Here is a 15324-nt window from a genome sequence, read left to right as displayed (position 1 = left end):
TTGCGCGCGACCGCGACAAAGTCGACGCATCGCAGTCACGCGACTGACATGTGCCTCCCCTACGCACCGCACGCATTGCGTAGGGGTTCATCATGTCGAGCAGAATGCGTTTCCTGAAATACGCCGTCGCGGCGTCCGTCCTTCCCACCTGCGCCGTGGCGCAAACGCCCGCCGTCGATCAGAGCGGCATCGAGGTCGTCGTCGTCACCGCGCAGAAGCGCGCGCAGAATTCGATCGACGTGCCCATCGCGCTCACCGCTTATGGCCGCAAGTTCCTCGACGCCGTCGGAATCCAGGAGTTCGACCGGCTGTCGCTCTACGTGCCCGGCTTCGAGGTGCAGAACCAGTCGGTGAACAATCCGGGCTTCGTGATGCGCGGCGTGACCTCCGATTCGGGCGAGGCGACGCAGGAGCCCCGCGTCTCGGTGTTCCAGGACGGCGTCTCGATCTCCAAATCGCGCGGCGCCTATGTCGAGCTGTTCGACCTCGACCGCATCGAGATCGCCCGCGGCCCGCAATCCACCCTGTACGGCCGCAGCGCGCTGATCGGCGCGGTCAACATCGTGCAGGCCAAGGCCGATCCCTCCGCCTTCGACTGGTCGGCGGGAGGCGAATACGGCAATGACGATTACGGCATGGTCGAAGGCATGGTGAACATGCCGATCGACGACACGCTCGCGATCCGCGCCGCCGGCCGCTACAAGATCCGCGACGGCTACAGCGACAATCTTCTTGGCGGACCGGACTTCAACGGCGTGCGCACCGGCGCCGGGCGCGTCTCGCTCGGCTGGCAGCCGGCCTCCGATTTCCGCGCCGACCTGATCTTCAACTATCAGCGCGACACGCCGAGCGACACCGGCTTCAAGTCGGGCACCTTCCTGCCGACCAATCCCGTGACCGGCGCGGTGATCGGCAATCTCGACCACACGTCCGGCTTGGCGGCCTCGGCGGCGGCGGATTTCCCGGACGGTCCGCTCGGCATCCACCGCACCGTGTGGGGCGTCACCGGCCTGATGAGCTACGACATCGACAGCGACTACAAGCTGAGCTCGATCACCGCCTATCGCGAATTCGACAGCCTCGAAGTGTTCGATCCCGACGGCTTCTCGCTGCCGCTGCTCACCTTCGCCGAACAGGCGCGGGGCGAAGAGGCGAGCCAGGAATTCCGCCTCAACTTCGACAATGGCGGGCCGGTCAGCTGGTTCACCGGCGTGAGCTACTACCACGACGACGGCTTCCAGCGCGTGCCGGACGAGATCGACGAGTACATGGCGCTCGCGCTTCTGACCGGCCAGATCACGGCGCCGACGCCGCAGCCGGCGGCGTTCTTCAGCTCGCCGACCTACGCCACGCTCATCGCGCCGGCCCTGCTGCAGGGTCTCGCCGCGCACGCCGGCGTCGCCCTGCCCCTCGCCCAGGCGCAAGGCATCGCCGCCAATCTGCGCCACAATGCGAAGGAGCAGTTCACCAATTTCGGCCTCACCAACGCCTATGACTGGTACGGCGAGGCGACCTGGCACGTCACCGACAAGCTCGAGCTCACCGCCGGCCTGCGCTACAGCACCGAAGACAAGACCAGCGGCGTCTCCGCGAGCGAGCTGAACGACGGCCGCTCCGTCCTCGGCGGCGTGATCGGCGCGCTCGGCCTGCCCGCGCCGCTGCGCAACGCAATCCTCGGCGGCCTCGCGCTGCCGGGCGCCAACAGCGCCGCGCTCATCCCCGCAGCCCTCCTGCCGCAATTCGGCATCGTGGCGCAGCCGACCGCCGGCAACGGCGCGCGCGTCTCCGACAGCGACAATGACGGCGCCTTCACCTGGCGCGCCGTGGCACGCTATGCGATGGACGAGGATACCAGCCTCTACGCCTCCTATGCCCGCGGCCGCCGCCCGGTCGACCTGGAAGCGCAGTCGCCGGCGGCGCCGTTCGGCGCCGGCGTGTTCACCGCGGTGCCGTCAGAGATCGTCGATTCCTACGAGGTCGGCGCCAAGGCGCTGACGCTCGACGGCGCGCTCAGGTTCGACGCGGCGCTCTACTATTACGACTACACCAACTTCCAGACCACGATTCAGCAGGGCGCGGTGCTGATCACCACCAATGCCGGCAAGGCCAACGCTTACGGCTTCGAAGGCCAAGCCGACTGGGCGATCGCCGACTGGGCCGACCTGTTCGCGACCTATGCCTACAGCCACGCCCGCTTCGCGAGCGGCATCTTCAAGGGCAACCAGTTCCGCCTGACGCCCGATCACAAGGTCTCGCTCGGCCTGTCGCTGCGGCAGAACGCGCTCGGCGGCCAGTTCGCGCTGACGCCGAGCTTCACCTGGCAGTCCGAGATCTTCTTCGACGACGACAACGACATACCGGCGCTGCAGACCAGCCATATCCTGCCCGACACCAAGCAGGACGAGCTGCAGAAACCCTATGGCCTGTTCAACGCCCGCCTCACCTATCGGCCGGACGACAGGAACTGGACCGTCGGCCTGTTCGCCAACAACCTGTTCGACGAGAAATACATCAAGGATGCCGGCAATACAGGCGACGCCTTCGGCATCCCGACCTTCATCGCCGGCGAGCCCCGCTTTTACGGCGTGAGCATCTCGATCCGGAAATAGCGCAGACGGCGACGAAGCGGACCCGCAATAGGCGGGTCCGCTTCGCGAGCCGCGTGCGAAGCTGTTTGGTGCGCTGCACAACGGCGCCCCCAATGCGCCGGGCGACATATCAACCCCGACCGATCCTGCAATCTTGGATGAACCCGCATCGGAGAAATGGCCGATTCGTTCAAGGTGCGCGCCGCCACTTCAGGAAAGTTTAAGCGGCCCTAAGTATATTGCCCGAATTCCGCGTCGGCCGGTTTCGACGCAGGCTACGACACGCATCAATCGGGTTGTGCATGCCATGACTCTCACCGAACCGCTCATCCGCCACCGTCCGCGCGAAGGCGAATTCCGCCGGCGAACGCCGTCCGACTGGGTCGCCCGCAACACGACGGGTCTGGTCGTCGTGGGCTGCATCGCCTTCTGGCTCGCCATCGGCACGATTCTCTATTTCTCTTTCTGAGAATCCTCGGAGCTCGAGCCGTTTCGGCCGCCCAACGGCGACAGGGCGCCGACATTCTCCACCAGCAGCGCTGCGGTTCGGATTTTACGGCGAAGTCGTCCGATAAGGCGCCGACGGCGAATGCAGATCGCTCGTTCGGCTCTTGCCCGCAGGGCCGCGCGCGTTAGGCTCGGCGAAAACGGGAGGCAACGACATGCTGACGTGGAAGATCGGCGACGTGACCGTCACGCGGGTGGTGGAGATGGCGGTGGACGCCGCCGTCGACGGCCCCATCCCCTTCATGCTGGACGCGACGCCGGAGGCGCTTCGGGCCATGCCGTGGCTTTGGCCGAACTATGTGACGCCCAAGGGGGAGCTGCGGCTGTCGTTCCATGCCCTGCTGGTGGATGCGCCGGGCCTGAAGCTGGTGGTGGACACCTGCATGGGCAACGACAAGCCGCGCAAGGAGCTCGGCGGCAACGCCCTGCACACCGCTTTCCTCGAGGACCTGACGGCCGCGGGTTTCTCGCGCGAAAGCGTGGACGCGGTGGTCTGCACGCATCTCCATGTCGATCATGTCGGCTGGAACACGATGCTGGAGGGCGGCAAATGGGTGCCGACCTTCCCGAAGGCGCGCTATCTGTTCAGCAAGACCGATTACGACCACTGGATCGCGTCCGATGAGGACCAGATGGCCGACATCATGGCGGATTCGGTGACGCCGATCGTCGAAGCCGGCCTGGCCCGGCCGGTGGCGCTCGACCATCGCATCTCGCCGGAGCTGCGCCTGATCCCGACGACCGGGCACACGCCGGGCCATGTCAGCGTAATGATCGAGTCCAAGGGCGAAACCGCCGTGATCACGGGCGACATGATCCATCATCCCTGCCAGATCGGGCAGCCGGACTGGTCGACCGAATACGACAGCGACAAGAAAGCGTCGGCGGTCACGCGGCGCGCGGTGTTCATGGATTGGGCGGACAAGCCGATCCTCGTCATCGGCACGCACTTCGCCGCGCCGACGGCGGGATGGATCAAGCGCGACGGCGACGGCTATCGCTTCGAGGGATAGCGAGCGAAGAAAAAACACGCTTGGGCAAATTCCTATTGCAATGGGGGGCAATGGGGCCTACATGCGCCGCCCCTTGGTTGTAATAGGAGGCACTGACATGACGTCGCTCGTTGGGCCCTTGGTCAATCCGAACACGCTCGAAGACCATTTCGACCGGATTGCGCAGCGCAGATCGCCGTTCCGGCATCCCGTGCTGCTTCTCCTGCTCGCCGCATCCATCGCTTCGGCGACGGCGGCAGCGTTCTACTACCACCAGATCCCGTTCTGATTCCGAACGGCAACCGCACGCCCGCCGCAGAGATAGCGGCGGGCGGGGCGCAAGTCAGCCGGCGTAACCGTCCATCGCCTTGGCCATGTCGATATCCTTCTGCGTCACGCCGCCGGCGTCGTGGGTCGCAAGTGTCACCACGACCTTGTTGTAGACGTTGAACCATTCGGGATGATGATCCATCTTTTCGGCCAGCAGCGCGGCCCGCGTCATGAAGGCGAAGGCGCGGTTGAAATCCTGGAACTCGAACGTCTTGGCGATGGCGTCGCGGCCGTCGGCCGTCTTCCATCCGGCAAGCGTCTTCAGGGCGGCGTCGCGCGCGGCGGCGGGCAGTTTTGTCATGAATTCTCTCCCGGTTTGGCGCTATCCTAGCGCCCCATGGACTGGAACGATATCGAGTCGCCTTCGCTCGCCGATTTCGAAGAGCTGGCGCGGCGCGCCTTCGAGGCACTGCCGAAGGAATTCCGCAGCCTTACCGGCGACATCGTCTTCCGTATCGAGGATTTCCCGGACGAGGACGTGATCCGCGACATGAAGCTGGAGAGCGAGTTCGACATCCTGGGCCTATTCCATGGTCCGCGCCTCGCCGACGAGATCGCCGGGCGCATCCACGGCCATCAGACGATGATCTTCCTCTATCGCCGCCCGATCCTCGACTTTTGGACCGAGCATGACGACACGCTGGGCGACATCGTGCGCCATGTGCTGATCCACGAGATCGGACATCATTTCGGCCTGTCGGACGACGACATGCATGCGATCGAGGACGGTTGAACCTACCCTCCCTCAGGGGGAGGGTAGCAATCGGTACGCCTGCTCGGCGCGGTAGATGCTGCCGTCGCTGGTCAGCACGCTGGAATAAAGGATGAAACCCGCCACCGGGAACGGCGTCGAGCTATAGAGCGCGTGGTCGGTGAGATAATCGAGTACGCGGCCGACCGGCGTGCCGCGCAGGCGCGCCAGCGTCACATGCGGCGTGTATTTCTGACGTTCGGCGGCAAGGACGGCGCGCTGGATCGCGGTCTCGATCTTCTTCTGCAGGTGCAGCAGCGCCTCGTTAGGCCGCACACCGGCCCAGAGCGCATGTGGGTGCTTGGTCCCGAATTCGCCCACGCCGTGCAGTTCGAGCGTGAAGGCGGGCGCCACGATACCCGACAGCGCGTCGTGGATCGCGGCGGCGTCGCGGCCGTCGACCTCGCCGATGAAGCGCAGGGTGAGATGAAGCTGCTCGCGTGTCTGCCAGCGCGCGCCGGGCACGCCGGCCTGGAGCAGCGCAAGCGACTGCGCGACGGTGTCGGGGATCGAAAGGGCGACGAACAGGCGCTGCATGGTCAGCTCCGGGAACGCAACAGCCGGCCGAGCGGCAGCATCCGGCGAAAGGCGAAGACGATCGCAAGATAGAGGGAGCCGCCCAACGCGCCGGCCGCGGCCAGCTTGACCAGGTCTTTCAGCCACGGCGCACCCTCGGCGAGGTGGGCGAAGCCGGCGCCGAACCAGGCACCGAGGCCCGCGCCGGCGGCGGCCAGCAGGGTCGGAAGAAGGGCACGCCTGAGATTGGCATCGATCGCCAGCAGCGAACGGCGACGGCCGGTCCAGATCAATTGCCCGACATTGAGCCAGGCACCGAAGGCGGTCCCGAGCGCGATGCCGGCGACGCCCAGATGGAGTCCCCAAACCAGGACGAGCTTCATGACGATATTCGCGGCGAAGGCGATGAAGGTGATCCGCGCCGGCGTCGCGGTGTCGTGGCGGGCATAGAAGGTCGAGGCGAAGATGCGCACCAGCGCGAAGGCGGGGAGGCCGACGCCATAGGCCGCGAGCGCCGTCGCGGCCTGCGCCGCGGCGTCCGCATCGAAGGCGCCATGGGCGAAGATCGCCATCATGATGGTATCCGGGATCGCGACGAACACCGCCGCGAAAGGCAGCGTGAGCAGCAGCGTCAGCGCCGCGGCGTTGTTCTGCGCGGCGTCCGATCCGGCGCGGTCGTTCTTCGCAAGGAGCGCCGACATCCGCGGCAGCAGCACCGTGCCCAATGCGATGCCCAGCACGCCCAGCGGCAACTGGTTGATCCGGTCGCCGTAATAGAGCGCGGTGCGGCTTCCGGTGGCGAGGAAACTCGCCAGCACCGTGTCGATCATCGGCGCGATCAGCGTCGTGGCGGTGCCCAGCGTGACGGCGCCCAGCGCCTTGAAGAAGTCCTTGACCTCCGCCGTCCAGCGCGGCCAGACGATGCGCAGGTCGAGGGCGTCGCGTCTGGCCGCCCACAGCATGAAGAACAGTTGCGCGAAGCCGCCCAGGAGCACGCCCCAGGCGGCGGCATAGGCGGCATTGGGAAACCAGCGCCAGCAGACCAGCGTCGCGATCATGCCGAGGTTCTGGAAATTCGACCACGCCGCGGCGGCCCAGAACCGGTCGATCGCGTTCAGCATCGCCGAAAGCTGGATCGCCACCAGGGTGAGGATCAGATAGGGGAAGGTGATGCGCGCCAGCCCGACGGTCAGCGCCATCTGCGCCGGATTGGCGGCGAAACCCGGCGCCAGCACGGTCACGATATAGGGCATCGCGAAGAGCCCGCCGACCAGGATCGCAAGCTGCGCCAGCATCTGCCAGGAGAATATCTGATCGGCGAAGCGGGCGGCTGTGTCGGATTCGCCCTGCGCCTGCAGCGCGGCATAGCGCGGCAGGAAGGCGGGATTGATCGCGCCCTCCCCGAAGATCGCGCGGAAATAGTTGGGGAACATGAAGGCGACGATGAAGGCGTCGGACAGGATGCCATGGCCGATGACCCACGCCATCAGCGCGTCGCGGCCGAAGCCCGTCAGGCGCGACAGGAGCGTGAAGCCGCCGACGGAGAGGAGCCGCTGGAACATCGTCTAGCGCTTGCCCGCCTGCGCGATGAGCTGTTTCACGTAAGGCAGGATGCGGGCGACGACGATTTTCACGCCGGCCGGATTGGGATGGATGCCGTCGGCCTGGTTGAGCTTCGGGTTCAGCGCCACGCCGTCGAGGATGAAGGGATAGAACAGCATGCCGAACCTCTTGGCGAGCCTCGGATAGATCGGATCGAACTGCGCGGCATATTCCGGCCCCAGATTGCGCGGCGCCTTCATGCCCGTAAGTAGGACGGGAACATGCGCCGCCCTCAGCCGGGTCAGGACGGCGGCGATATTGGCCTCGGTCTGCGCCGGCGACTGGCCGCGCAAGGCATCGTTGGAGCCGAGCTCGACGATGGCCGCGTCGGGGTGGTCGGCCAGCGACCAGTCCAGCCGCGAAAGCCCGCCGGCGGAGGTGTCGCCGGAGACCCCGGCATTGATGAGCGTCGCGTCGATATGGTCGGCGCGGAGACGATCCTGCAGCACGGCCGTGAAGTCCTGTCCGGGCGGCACGCCATAGCCCTGCGTCAGGCTGGTGCCGAGCGCGAGGATTTTCACCGGCGCGGCGTGAACCGCCGTCATGGAAAGGACAAAGGCGGCAAACATGCTAAGCAAATGCTTGTATCGGGCGGTGCTCATCCCATATCGCCTGTAAGGTCTCGCCCGAGTCATCGATGCACAATCCCCCAGACGCCATCGTTTTGGAAGACGTGCGGCTGACGCTGTCCAGCGTCGCCGGGCCGGTGAACATCCTGAACGGCGTGTCGCTGACGGTGCCGGAGGGCCAGACGGTGGCGCTGCTCGGCCCATCCGGCTCGGGCAAGTCGTCGCTGCTGATGGTGGCGGCGGGACTGGAAGCAGCGACATCGGGGCGGGTGAGCGTCGCCGGTACCGACATTACGCGGCTGGGCGAGGACGCGCTTGCGCGGTTCCGGCGCGGGCGCGTCGGCATCGTGTTCCAGTCGTTCCACCTGATCCCGACCATGACGGCGCTGGAAAACGTCGCTGTGTCGCTCGAACTGGCCGGCATCGCCGACGCCTTCGACCGCGCCGGGACGGAACTCGAAGCGGTCGGCCTCGACGCGCGACTCGAACATTATCCGGGGCAGTTGTCCGGCGGCGAGCAGCAGCGCGTGGCGCTCGCCCGCGCCATCGCGCCGCGGCCCACCGTGCTCTTCGCCGACGAGCCGACCGGCAATCTCGACGGCGCGACCGGCAAGGAGATTTCCGATCTCCTCTTCGCACTGCATGCCCGCGCGCGCACGACGCTGTTTCTGGTCACGCATGAGGAGAGCCTCGCCAGGCGCTGCCAACGGATCGTGCGGCTCAAGGATGGCCGCATCGTGGCCGACGATGCTTCGGCGGGTTCGGCATGATGGTGACCGCGTGAACCGCCTCGCCCTCGCCCTGCGTTTCGCGCGGCGCGAGATGCGGCTGCGGCTTTCCGGCTTCCGCATCTTCTTCGCCTGCCTTGTGCTCGGCGTCGCCGCCATCGCAGGCGTCGAGTCGCTGTCGGCTGCGTTCCTGACCGGCCTGGCCGAGCAGGGCCGCACGCTGCTGGGTGGCGACGTCGTGGTGCACCTGGTCCATCGCGAGGCGAGCACGGCCGAGCGGTCCTGGCTCGCGGCGCGCGGCCGCGTATCGCAGACCGTGTCGCTGCGCGGCATGGCTTATGCGCCGAAAAACGGCGCGGGGGCGGAGCGCCAGCTCGTCGAGCTGAAAGCCGTGGACGGCGCCTATCCGTTCTTCGGCGGCGTCACGCTGTCGCCCGCGCGGGACTTTCACAAGGCGCTCGCCTGCGATGGCGATATCTGCGGCGCGGTGGCCGAGCAGACGCTGCTCGACCGGCTGAACCTCGCGCCCGGCGGCCTAGTGCGGATCGGGACGCAGACCTTTCGGTTCGCCGCGATCCTGGTGAGCGAGCCAGACCGCATCTCGGGCGGCTTCAGCCTGGGGCCGCACATCATCGTCTCCGACGCGGCGCTGGCACGCACCGGGCTCGTCACCCTGGGGAGCCTGATCGACTACAATTACCACGTCGTGCTGCCGCCCGATGCCGACATCAAGGCATTCAAGCGCGACGCCGCGAAGGCGTTTCCCGACGCCGGCTGGGACATCCGCGACCGCTCCGACGCGGCGCCCGGCATCCGCCGCTTCGTCGAGCAGGTGACGATGTTCCTCACACTGGTCGGGCTGACCGCGCTCGCCGTCGGTGGCGTCGGCGCCGGCCAGGCAGTGAGCGCATTCCTGGACAGGAAGCGCGGCGAGATCGCGATCTTCAAATCGCTCGGCGCCGATGGCGGGCTGATCTTCCTCGTCTTCTTCCTCCAGGTGATGGCCATCGCGACCGCCGCCGTGATCGTGGGGCTGATGTTGGGCGCCGCCCTTCCTTTCGCGGTGGAATATTTCCTCGGCAGCGACATTCCCGCGCCGGCGCATTTCGCGCTCTATCCGGCGCCGCTGGCCTTCGCGGCGGCGTTCGGATTGCTCTCGGCCATCGCCTGCGCCGTGCCGCCGCTCGCGCGCGCGCGCCTGATCGCGCCGGCCAGCCTGTTCCGCGATATCGTGGCGCCGTCCGATAGGCGCGGCGCCCTGCCCTATCTGCTCGGCGCGGGCGTGGCGGGCGCCTTGGTGGTCGCGCTGGCGCTGGTCCTGTCGCCGTCGCCGGAATTCGCCGCCGAGTTCCTGGGCGGCGTGGCGGCGAGCCTTGTCGTCCTGCGGCTGATCGCGGGCGCGTTCCGCTGGACGCTGCGCAGGCTGCCCCGGCCGCGCAATCCGGCGATCCGCCTGGCGCTCGCCAACCTGACGCGGCCCGGCGCCGCGACGGCGGGCGTGGTGACGGCGCTCGGCCTCGGCCTCACCTTGCTCGCCACCGTGACGCTGCTCGACCGCACGATCTCGGCCCAGGTGAAGGATCGCCTGCCGGGCACCGCACCGAGCTTCTTCTTCATCGACATCCAGCCGGATGAGGCCGCGCGGTTCGACGCCGCGATCCGCAAATTCCGGACGGCCGAGGACTACAAGCGCACACCGATGATCCGTGGACGGATCGTCTCGCTGAACGGCGTCGCCGCGAAGGATGCGAAGATCGCGCCCGAGGCGAAATGGGCGGTGTCCGGCGACCGCGGCATCACCTATGCCGCGACCCCGCCGGAGGGCACCATCATCACCGATGGCAAATGGTGGCCGGAGAATTATACCGGCCCGCCGCTGGTCTCCTTCGACGCCGGTCTGGCGCCGGGCATGGGACTGAAGCTCGGCGACAGGATCGTGCTCAACGTGCTGGGGCGCGAGATCGCCTACACCATCGCGAATTTCCGCAAGGTGGACTTCACCACCGGCGGGCAGAATTTCATCATCGTGACAACGCCCGAGCCGATCGTCCATGCGCCGCATTCCTTTCTCGCGACCGTGCGCGTCGATCCCACCGAGGAAGAGCCGCTCTACCGCGCCATAACCGATAGGTTCCCGAACATCTCGACCGTGCGGGTCAAGGACGCCATCGCGCAGGTCGACGCGCTGCTCCAGGAATTGAGCGACGGCGTGCGCGCGGCCAGCCTGCTCACCATCCTGTCGGGCCTCTTGGTGCTGGCCGGCGCCATCGCGGCGGGAAGCAGGGGGCGGCTCTACGACGCCACGGTGCTCAAGGTCCTGGGCGCGACGCGGGCGCGGATCGCGACCGTCTATATCGTGGAATACGGCATCACCGGCCTTCTGACCGGAGTCATCGCCTTCGGCGCCGGCGCGCTCGCGGCCGATCTCATCTGTGAGCAGGTTCTGGGTGTCGCGCTGACCTTCGACGCCGGCGCGGCGCTGATCACCGTGCTGGGCGGCGGCGCGGCGACGCTGCTGTTCGGGCTGGTCGGCGCCTGGGCGGCGCTGGCCGCCAAGCCGGCGGAGCAGCTGCGGGCGCCGTGACCGGCGAATCCGCTGCCGCGAATGGTCCGGGGCCGGCATGTCACGATTTCGCAGCCAAATCGCGGGCTTACGCCTCTTGATACGACGCCCGCGAAACACGATATAGTAGCGTAGGCCGGCCCAACCACCGGCAGGAAAGGAATCTCACACCATGGCGGACTTCGACAATCGGGTGTTGCGCGGCCAGACGGCCACCGCCGGCCTGATCGATAGCGGCCTGCGCACCTATATGCTGCGCGTCTACAACTACATGCTGGTGGGCCTGCTGCTCACCGGCGCGACGGCCTTCGCCGTGGCCGAGGTGCCGGCGATCCGAGACCTGTTCTTCGCGCTCAACGCGCAGACCGGCCGCGTCGGCCTGTCGCCGCTCGGCTGGGTCGCGCTGATCGCGCCGATCGGGCTGGTGTTCTTCCTCTCGTTCCGCATCACCACGATGAGCCTGGCTACGGCACAGACCACGTTCTGGCTCTATGCCGGCATCAACGGCATTGCGCTGGCGCCCATCGTGCTCGTCTATACCGGCGCGGACGTGGCGCAGGCGTTCTTCGTGACTGCGGCGACCTTCGGCGCCATGAGCCTGTGGGGCTATACGACAAAGACCGATCTCACCGGCTTCGGCTCGTTCCTGTTCATGGGCCTGATCGGCGTCGTGATCGCCTCCGTTGTGAACCTGTTCTTCCAGTCGGGCATGGTGAGTTTCGTGATCTCGGTGATCGGCGTGCTGGTGTTCACCGGTCTGACCGCCTACGACACGCAGTGGATCAAGAACGCCTATGCGGAGTCCGACGATGCGGCAACCGCCGGCAAGAAGGCTATCTACGGCGCGCTCAAACTCTACCTGGACTTCATCAACCTGTTCCTGATGATCCTGAGGCTGATGGGCAACGGCCGCCGCTGAGCGCGGACCCCTCGCAACGAACAAGAGCCCCGGTGGAAACACCGGGGCTTTTTTGTTGGAGGCGCCGCTATTCGCTCGCCAGGGCCTTGATCAGCTTCTTGTCGAAGACGCGCAGGACGGCGGCGAGGTCGTGGCCGCGCTTGAGAATGTGGCCCGTCGCGGCGATCACCGCATACATCCCCTGCTTCTCGCGCAGCTTGGGCCGCTTCTCCACCCGGAACAGCGGCATCTCCGAGGTGCGCCGGTAGATCGAGAACACCGCGACCTCGTCGCGGAAATCGATGGCGTAATCGCGCCATTCGCCCGCGGCCACCATGCGGCCGTAGAGGACCAGGATGCGATTGAGCTCAGCGCGGTCGAAGCGAACTTGCGCAAGGGTCGCGCCGGAAGCGGCCGGCGCTCTGCCCTGCCCGCCCTGGTAACCCGTCCGTGCGGCCGGCGCATGGCCTGCACGGACGAATGCTATGGGTTCTTCCGCCATCCCGTGGAGTGTGGTCCCGTCACGAAGTTGTCGCAAGACCGAAATTAGCGTTTCACGGCCAGCATCACGCCGTCGCCGACCGTGGCGAGCGCCATGTCCACTCTGGGATCGGCCTGGATCTTGGCGTTCAGGGCGCGCAGTGCGGTCGGCATCTCGGAGGTATTCGACTTGTCGGCGACCATGCCGAACAACAGTGCATTGTCCAGCGCGATCAGCCCGCCCGGCCGCACCAGCGTGAGGGCGCGCTCGTAATAGGCGTCATAGGCCGGCTTGTCGGCGTCGATGAAGACGAAATCGAACGGGCCCTCGCCCTCGGCGATCATCGCGTCCATTGCCGGGACGGCTGGCCCGAGCCGAAGATCGATCTTGGCGTCGACGCCGGCCTCCTTCCAGTAACCGCGCGCCAGGTCGGTGAACTCCTTGTTGACGTCCAGGGCCACGACCCGGCCGTCCTTCGGGAGCGCCAATGCGACGCTGAGCGCGCTGTAACCGGTGAAGACGCCGACCTCGAGATAGCGCCGCGCGCCGATCAGCTTGGCGAGGACCTGGAGGAAAGCGCCCTGCTCCGGCGCGATCTGCATGATCGCGGCGGGGTGCTTCTGGGTCTCCTCGCGGCAGCGGATCTGCGCTGGCGTCTCGCGCGCGCCGACCTCGCTCAGATAGGCGATCACCGCGTCCGTCGCCTGCACGAAATTTCCCATGGGCCGCTCCCGGCGTGTCTCGGCCCAAGCCTAGCAGGCCGCCGCACCGGCGCCAGCCTCGGCGCCTCAGGCATTCAGGTTGCGGATGTTCGCATCCATCTGGCCGAACAGGCCGCCGACGGCGCCGGTCAGCGCGGTAACGGCCGTCCCGATGGGAAGCACGATGAGCGCCGCGTCGCCCAGGATGTTCGCGGCCGCGACGCCGATGAGGCCGCTGGTGCCGCCGGCAATGGCGCCACCGAGCGCGCCCCTGGCATAGCCGCGCGCATAATCGCGGCCGTAGAACAGCCCGGCCAGGCCCGCGATCATCATGCCGGCGAATTCCGAGACGTTGACGCGCAGCCAGAGGCTGTAATGCGCGACGACCACCATCGTCACCTGGAGCGCGATGCCGGTGATCGCCGCGCGTTGCACAAGCTTGCCGTCGAACACATCCGCTCCGCCTTGGAATTCGATTCGTCTCTAGGCGGCAATCGTGGCGGATCGACGGCGCGCTTACGCAGCCGCGACGCGGGTTCCCATGACCGCCCGCCCGATGACACCGCCAACGGCGCCGGTGACGGAGGAACTCGCCGTGCCGACGACCAAGATCATCGCCAACGTGTCACCGAGGCCCACGGAAACGGCGATGCCGATGAGCGCGCACACGCCACCCGCGACGGCGCCCGCCAGCGCCGCGCCGGCATAGCCGCCCGCGCCGCGACCACACAGCAGACCGGCAAAGGCCGAGATCCCCATGCCGCCGAGCAGGAACACGTTGTTGGCAACGAAAGGATCGAAGTGACCGGCGATCACCATGACGAGCTGCAGCACCGTGCCGATGGCGGTCGCGGTCCAAAGCGATTTCGTGTCGAACATGTTGTCCCCCCTTTAAGGCCTCTTGCCGAAATAGGACTGGAGCGTCGCGAGATATTCCGCGTTGCCGCCGCGCAGATGATCGTAGAGCTGGTCGTAAAGCGCGCCCGTGCCGAAACCGACGACCATCTCCGTCACGCGGGTCGTTCCCGACCCGGCGTCCTCGAAGCGCAGGAGCGTGCGCACCGTGGCGAAGATCGCCGGATCGAAGGGGCCGCCGGCGGGGACGGACTCGTTGTGGAAAACCAGCAATTCGTCGGGCAGGAAGACGTCGATGCGGTTGCGCACATTGCCGGGATCGCCGATCTTGGAATTCGGCTCAAGGCCGAATTCGATCAATCCGCCATTGCCGGGCGTGATGTGCACGACGGGAACCGCCCATTTCGAGAAGGCGTCATCCGTCGTGAACGCCTTCCACACCGCGTCGACCGGCGCGCCGACGACGATCCATTCGCGCAGCACGCGCGCGCCGGACGCGTCGTTGTAGGAATCGTCCTTCACGCTTGCAACGGCCGGCGCCGCCAGCAGCCCGGCCATTACCGCAATTCCCAGTAGCCGTCTCATGTCCGTTTTTCCTCCCCTGCGGATTTTTCCAGGCGCGCGACGTAGTCCCGAAGCATCGCCACCGAGCGGTCGAAGGGGGCGAGACTGCGGTGGGTGCGCGACTGCATCACGCCGCCCTCCATCGTGGTCAGCGTGAAGATCGCGAGCGCGCGGCAGTCGAGGTCGCGCGGCAGCCGGTCGCCGGCCTCGACGAAGCATGTTTCGATGGCATCGACCCAACCGTCGAAATTCACCGCCAGCAGGTCGCGCACCGGCGGATCGGGCTCATGGATTTCGAGTGCGAGATTGCCGATGGGGCAGCCATAGACGCAGTCGCTGTCGGCCAGCGCCTGGCGATAGCGCGCCAGCAACGCGAACACCTTCTCGATCGGATCGGCGACGCCGTCCCAGGCCGGCGCCAGCAGCATCGGCCCGATGCCGTCGCGATAGCGCTTCAGCACCTCGATCAGCAGGTCCTGCTTGGTCGGGAAGAAATGATAGAGGCTGCCGCTGTTGGCGCCCGCGCCGCGCAGGATGTCGGCGACGGAGGTCGACTCGTAGCCCTTCTCGGCGAACAGGCGCATCGCGGTCATCCAAAGCCTGTCCTTGGTGTCCTCAGCCATGCTGAATACTTGATTGAACGATCAACCAAGTCAAGAAGCCGTGTCGGCGGTGACCG

At 66.8% G+C, this 15324-nt stretch carries 18 protein-coding genes; 8 read left to right on the top strand and 10 right to left on the bottom strand.

What is annotated here, in order from left to right; genetic code table 11:
* Nucleotides 1-92 precede the first annotated feature (92 nt).
* The 4 genes from WDN01_03935 to WDN01_03920 all read left to right on the top strand — a co-directional run bounded on the left by WDN01_03935 (nt 93) and on the right by WDN01_03920 (nt 4376).
* Complete coding sequence (locus tag WDN01_03935) at nt 93-2609, top strand: TonB-dependent receptor (GenBank protein MEJ0025159.1); 2517 nt, start codon at nt 93-95, stop codon at nt 2607-2609.
* Nucleotides 2610-2895: 286 nt separating this feature from the next.
* The gene (locus WDN01_03930; protein MEJ0025158.1) at nt 2896-3057 is read left to right on the top strand and encodes a hypothetical protein; all 162 of its coding nucleotides are present in this window, start codon (nt 2896-2898) and stop codon (nt 3055-3057) included.
* Between the two features lie 193 nt (nt 3058-3250).
* The gene (locus tag WDN01_03925) at nt 3251-4108 is read left to right on the top strand and encodes an MBL fold metallo-hydrolase (protein MEJ0025157.1); all 858 of its coding nucleotides are present in this window, start codon (nt 3251-3253) and stop codon (nt 4106-4108) included.
* Nucleotides 4109-4205: 97 nt separating this feature from the next.
* On the top strand, nt 4206-4376 hold the full coding sequence (locus WDN01_03920; protein ID MEJ0025156.1) for a hypothetical protein: 171 nt from the start codon (nt 4206-4208) through the stop codon (nt 4374-4376).
* 54 nt (nt 4377-4430) lie between these two features.
* On the opposite strand, the gene WDN01_03915 is transcribed toward WDN01_03920, so the two are convergent.
* Entirely contained in the window at nt 4431-4718 is a 288-nt protein-coding gene (locus WDN01_03915) for a 4a-hydroxytetrahydrobiopterin dehydratase (GenBank protein ID MEJ0025155.1), read from the bottom strand.
* 36 nt (nt 4719-4754) lie between these two features.
* Here WDN01_03915 and WDN01_03910 point away from each other — a divergent pair, with 36 nt between their 5' ends.
* Nucleotides 4755-5150 carry a metallopeptidase family protein gene (locus WDN01_03910; GenBank protein ID MEJ0025154.1) on the top strand — a complete coding sequence of 132 codons (396 nt, stop codon included), beginning with the start codon at nt 4755-4757 and terminating at the stop codon, nt 5148-5150.
* 12 nt (nt 5151-5162) lie between these two features.
* On the opposite strand, the gene thpR is transcribed toward WDN01_03910, so the two are convergent.
* From thpR to WDN01_03895, 3 genes are read right to left on the bottom strand one after another with little or no spacing between them, the layout of a single operon-like run.
* Nucleotides 5163-5705 (bottom strand): RNA 2',3'-cyclic phosphodiesterase, encoded by a 543-nt coding sequence (gene thpR / locus WDN01_03905; protein ID MEJ0025153.1) that lies wholly within the window; start codon nt 5703-5705, stop codon nt 5163-5165.
* Nucleotides 5706-5707: 2 nt separating this feature from the next.
* The gene (murJ, locus tag WDN01_03900; protein ID MEJ0025152.1) at nt 5708-7246 is read right to left on the bottom strand and encodes a murein biosynthesis integral membrane protein MurJ; all 1539 of its coding nucleotides are present in this window, start codon (nt 7244-7246) and stop codon (nt 5708-5710) included.
* A gap of 3 nt (nt 7247-7249) precedes the next feature.
* Nucleotides 7250-7888 carry an arylesterase gene (locus WDN01_03895; protein ID MEJ0025151.1) on the bottom strand — a complete coding sequence of 213 codons (639 nt, stop codon included), beginning with the start codon at nt 7886-7888 and terminating at the stop codon, nt 7250-7252.
* Between the two features lie 35 nt (nt 7889-7923).
* Here WDN01_03895 and WDN01_03890 point away from each other — a divergent pair, with 35 nt between their 5' ends.
* From WDN01_03890 to WDN01_03880, 3 genes are all read left to right on the top strand, one after another.
* Nucleotides 7924-8625 carry an ABC transporter ATP-binding protein gene (locus WDN01_03890; protein MEJ0025150.1) on the top strand — a complete coding sequence of 234 codons (702 nt, stop codon included), beginning with the start codon at nt 7924-7926 and terminating at the stop codon, nt 8623-8625.
* A 10-nt stretch (nt 8626-8635) separates the two neighbouring features.
* Entirely contained in the window at nt 8636-11167 is a 2532-nt protein-coding gene (locus tag WDN01_03885; protein ID MEJ0025149.1) for an FtsX-like permease family protein, read from the top strand.
* Nucleotides 11168-11318: 151 nt separating this feature from the next.
* Nucleotides 11319-12065: a Bax inhibitor-1/YccA family protein gene (locus WDN01_03880; protein ID MEJ0025148.1), complete on the top strand. Its 747-nt coding sequence runs from the start codon at nt 11319-11321 to the stop codon at nt 12063-12065.
* Between the two features lie 67 nt (nt 12066-12132).
* Here WDN01_03880 and WDN01_03875 read toward each other — a convergent pair whose 3' ends face one another.
* The 6 genes from WDN01_03875 to WDN01_03850 form a co-directional block, all read right to left on the bottom strand.
* Entirely contained in the window at nt 12133-12546 is a 414-nt protein-coding gene (locus WDN01_03875; GenBank protein MEJ0025147.1) for a DUF2794 domain-containing protein, read from the bottom strand.
* 44 nt (nt 12547-12590) lie between these two features.
* Nucleotides 12591-13247, bottom strand: coding sequence for a class I SAM-dependent methyltransferase (locus tag WDN01_03870; protein MEJ0025146.1), 657 nt, complete (start codon nt 13245-13247; stop codon nt 12591-12593).
* A gap of 66 nt (nt 13248-13313) precedes the next feature.
* Nucleotides 13314-13679 carry a hypothetical protein gene (locus tag WDN01_03865; protein MEJ0025145.1) on the bottom strand — a complete coding sequence of 122 codons (366 nt, stop codon included), beginning with the start codon at nt 13677-13679 and terminating at the stop codon, nt 13314-13316.
* Between the two features lie 63 nt (nt 13680-13742).
* The gene (locus WDN01_03860; GenBank protein MEJ0025144.1) at nt 13743-14105 is read right to left on the bottom strand and encodes a hypothetical protein; all 363 of its coding nucleotides are present in this window, start codon (nt 14103-14105) and stop codon (nt 13743-13745) included.
* A 12-nt stretch (nt 14106-14117) separates the two neighbouring features.
* Nucleotides 14118-14666 carry an SRPBCC domain-containing protein gene (locus tag WDN01_03855; GenBank protein MEJ0025143.1) on the bottom strand — a complete coding sequence of 183 codons (549 nt, stop codon included), beginning with the start codon at nt 14664-14666 and terminating at the stop codon, nt 14118-14120.
* Entirely contained in the window at nt 14663-15268 is a 606-nt protein-coding gene (locus tag WDN01_03850) for a TetR/AcrR family transcriptional regulator (protein ID MEJ0025142.1), read from the bottom strand. The genes WDN01_03855 and WDN01_03850 overlap by 4 nt, the downstream gene beginning before the upstream one ends.
* Nucleotides 15269-15324: the final 56 nt, after the last annotated feature.

Origin of the sequence: Rhizomicrobium sp. (assembly GCA_037200985.1) — a bacterium.
Taxonomy (GTDB): domain Bacteria; phylum Pseudomonadota; class Alphaproteobacteria; order Micropepsales; family Micropepsaceae; genus Rhizomicrobium.
The sequence above is the reverse complement of the archived record's forward strand: the minus strand, read 5'-3'. Positions and strand labels throughout refer to the sequence as shown.

Excerpts from the sequence above, each read along its gene's own strand:
- WDN01_03930 (MEJ0025158.1), top strand. The coding sequence starts at position 2,896 with ATGACTCTCACCGAACCGCTCATCCGCCACCGTCCGCGCGAAGGCGAA.
- WDN01_03860 (MEJ0025144.1), bottom strand. The coding sequence starts at position 14,105 with ATGTTCGACACGAAATCGCTTTGGACCGCGACCGCCATCGGCACGGTG.
- murJ (MEJ0025152.1), bottom strand. The coding sequence starts at position 7,246 with ATGTTCCAGCGGCTCCTCTCCGTCGGCGGCTTCACGCTCCTGTCGCGC.
- WDN01_03875 (MEJ0025147.1), bottom strand. The coding sequence starts at position 12,546 with ATGGCGGAAGAACCCATAGCATTCGTCCGTGCAGGCCATGCGCCGGCC.
- WDN01_03925 (MEJ0025157.1), top strand. The coding sequence starts at position 3,251 with ATGCTGACGTGGAAGATCGGCGACGTGACCGTCACGCGGGTGGTGGAG.
- WDN01_03895 (MEJ0025151.1), bottom strand. The coding sequence starts at position 7,888 with ATGAGCACCGCCCGATACAAGCATTTGCTTAGCATGTTTGCCGCCTTT.
- WDN01_03850 (MEJ0025142.1), bottom strand. The coding sequence starts at position 15,268 with ATGGCTGAGGACACCAAGGACAGGCTTTGGATGACCGCGATGCGCCTG.
- WDN01_03910 (MEJ0025154.1), top strand. The coding sequence starts at position 4,755 with ATGGACTGGAACGATATCGAGTCGCCTTCGCTCGCCGATTTCGAAGAG.
- WDN01_03935 (MEJ0025159.1), top strand. The coding sequence starts at position 93 with ATGTCGAGCAGAATGCGTTTCCTGAAATACGCCGTCGCGGCGTCCGTC.
- WDN01_03880 (MEJ0025148.1), top strand. The coding sequence starts at position 11,319 with ATGGCGGACTTCGACAATCGGGTGTTGCGCGGCCAGACGGCCACCGCC.
- WDN01_03920 (MEJ0025156.1), top strand. The coding sequence starts at position 4,206 with ATGACGTCGCTCGTTGGGCCCTTGGTCAATCCGAACACGCTCGAAGAC.
- WDN01_03915 (MEJ0025155.1), bottom strand. The coding sequence starts at position 4,718 with ATGACAAAACTGCCCGCCGCCGCGCGCGACGCCGCCCTGAAGACGCTT.
- WDN01_03870 (MEJ0025146.1), bottom strand. The coding sequence starts at position 13,247 with ATGGGAAATTTCGTGCAGGCGACGGACGCGGTGATCGCCTATCTGAGC.
- thpR (MEJ0025153.1), bottom strand. The coding sequence starts at position 5,705 with ATGCAGCGCCTGTTCGTCGCCCTTTCGATCCCCGACACCGTCGCGCAG.
- WDN01_03855 (MEJ0025143.1), bottom strand. The coding sequence starts at position 14,666 with ATGAGACGGCTACTGGGAATTGCGGTAATGGCCGGGCTGCTGGCGGCG.
- WDN01_03890 (MEJ0025150.1), top strand. The coding sequence starts at position 7,924 with ATGCACAATCCCCCAGACGCCATCGTTTTGGAAGACGTGCGGCTGACG.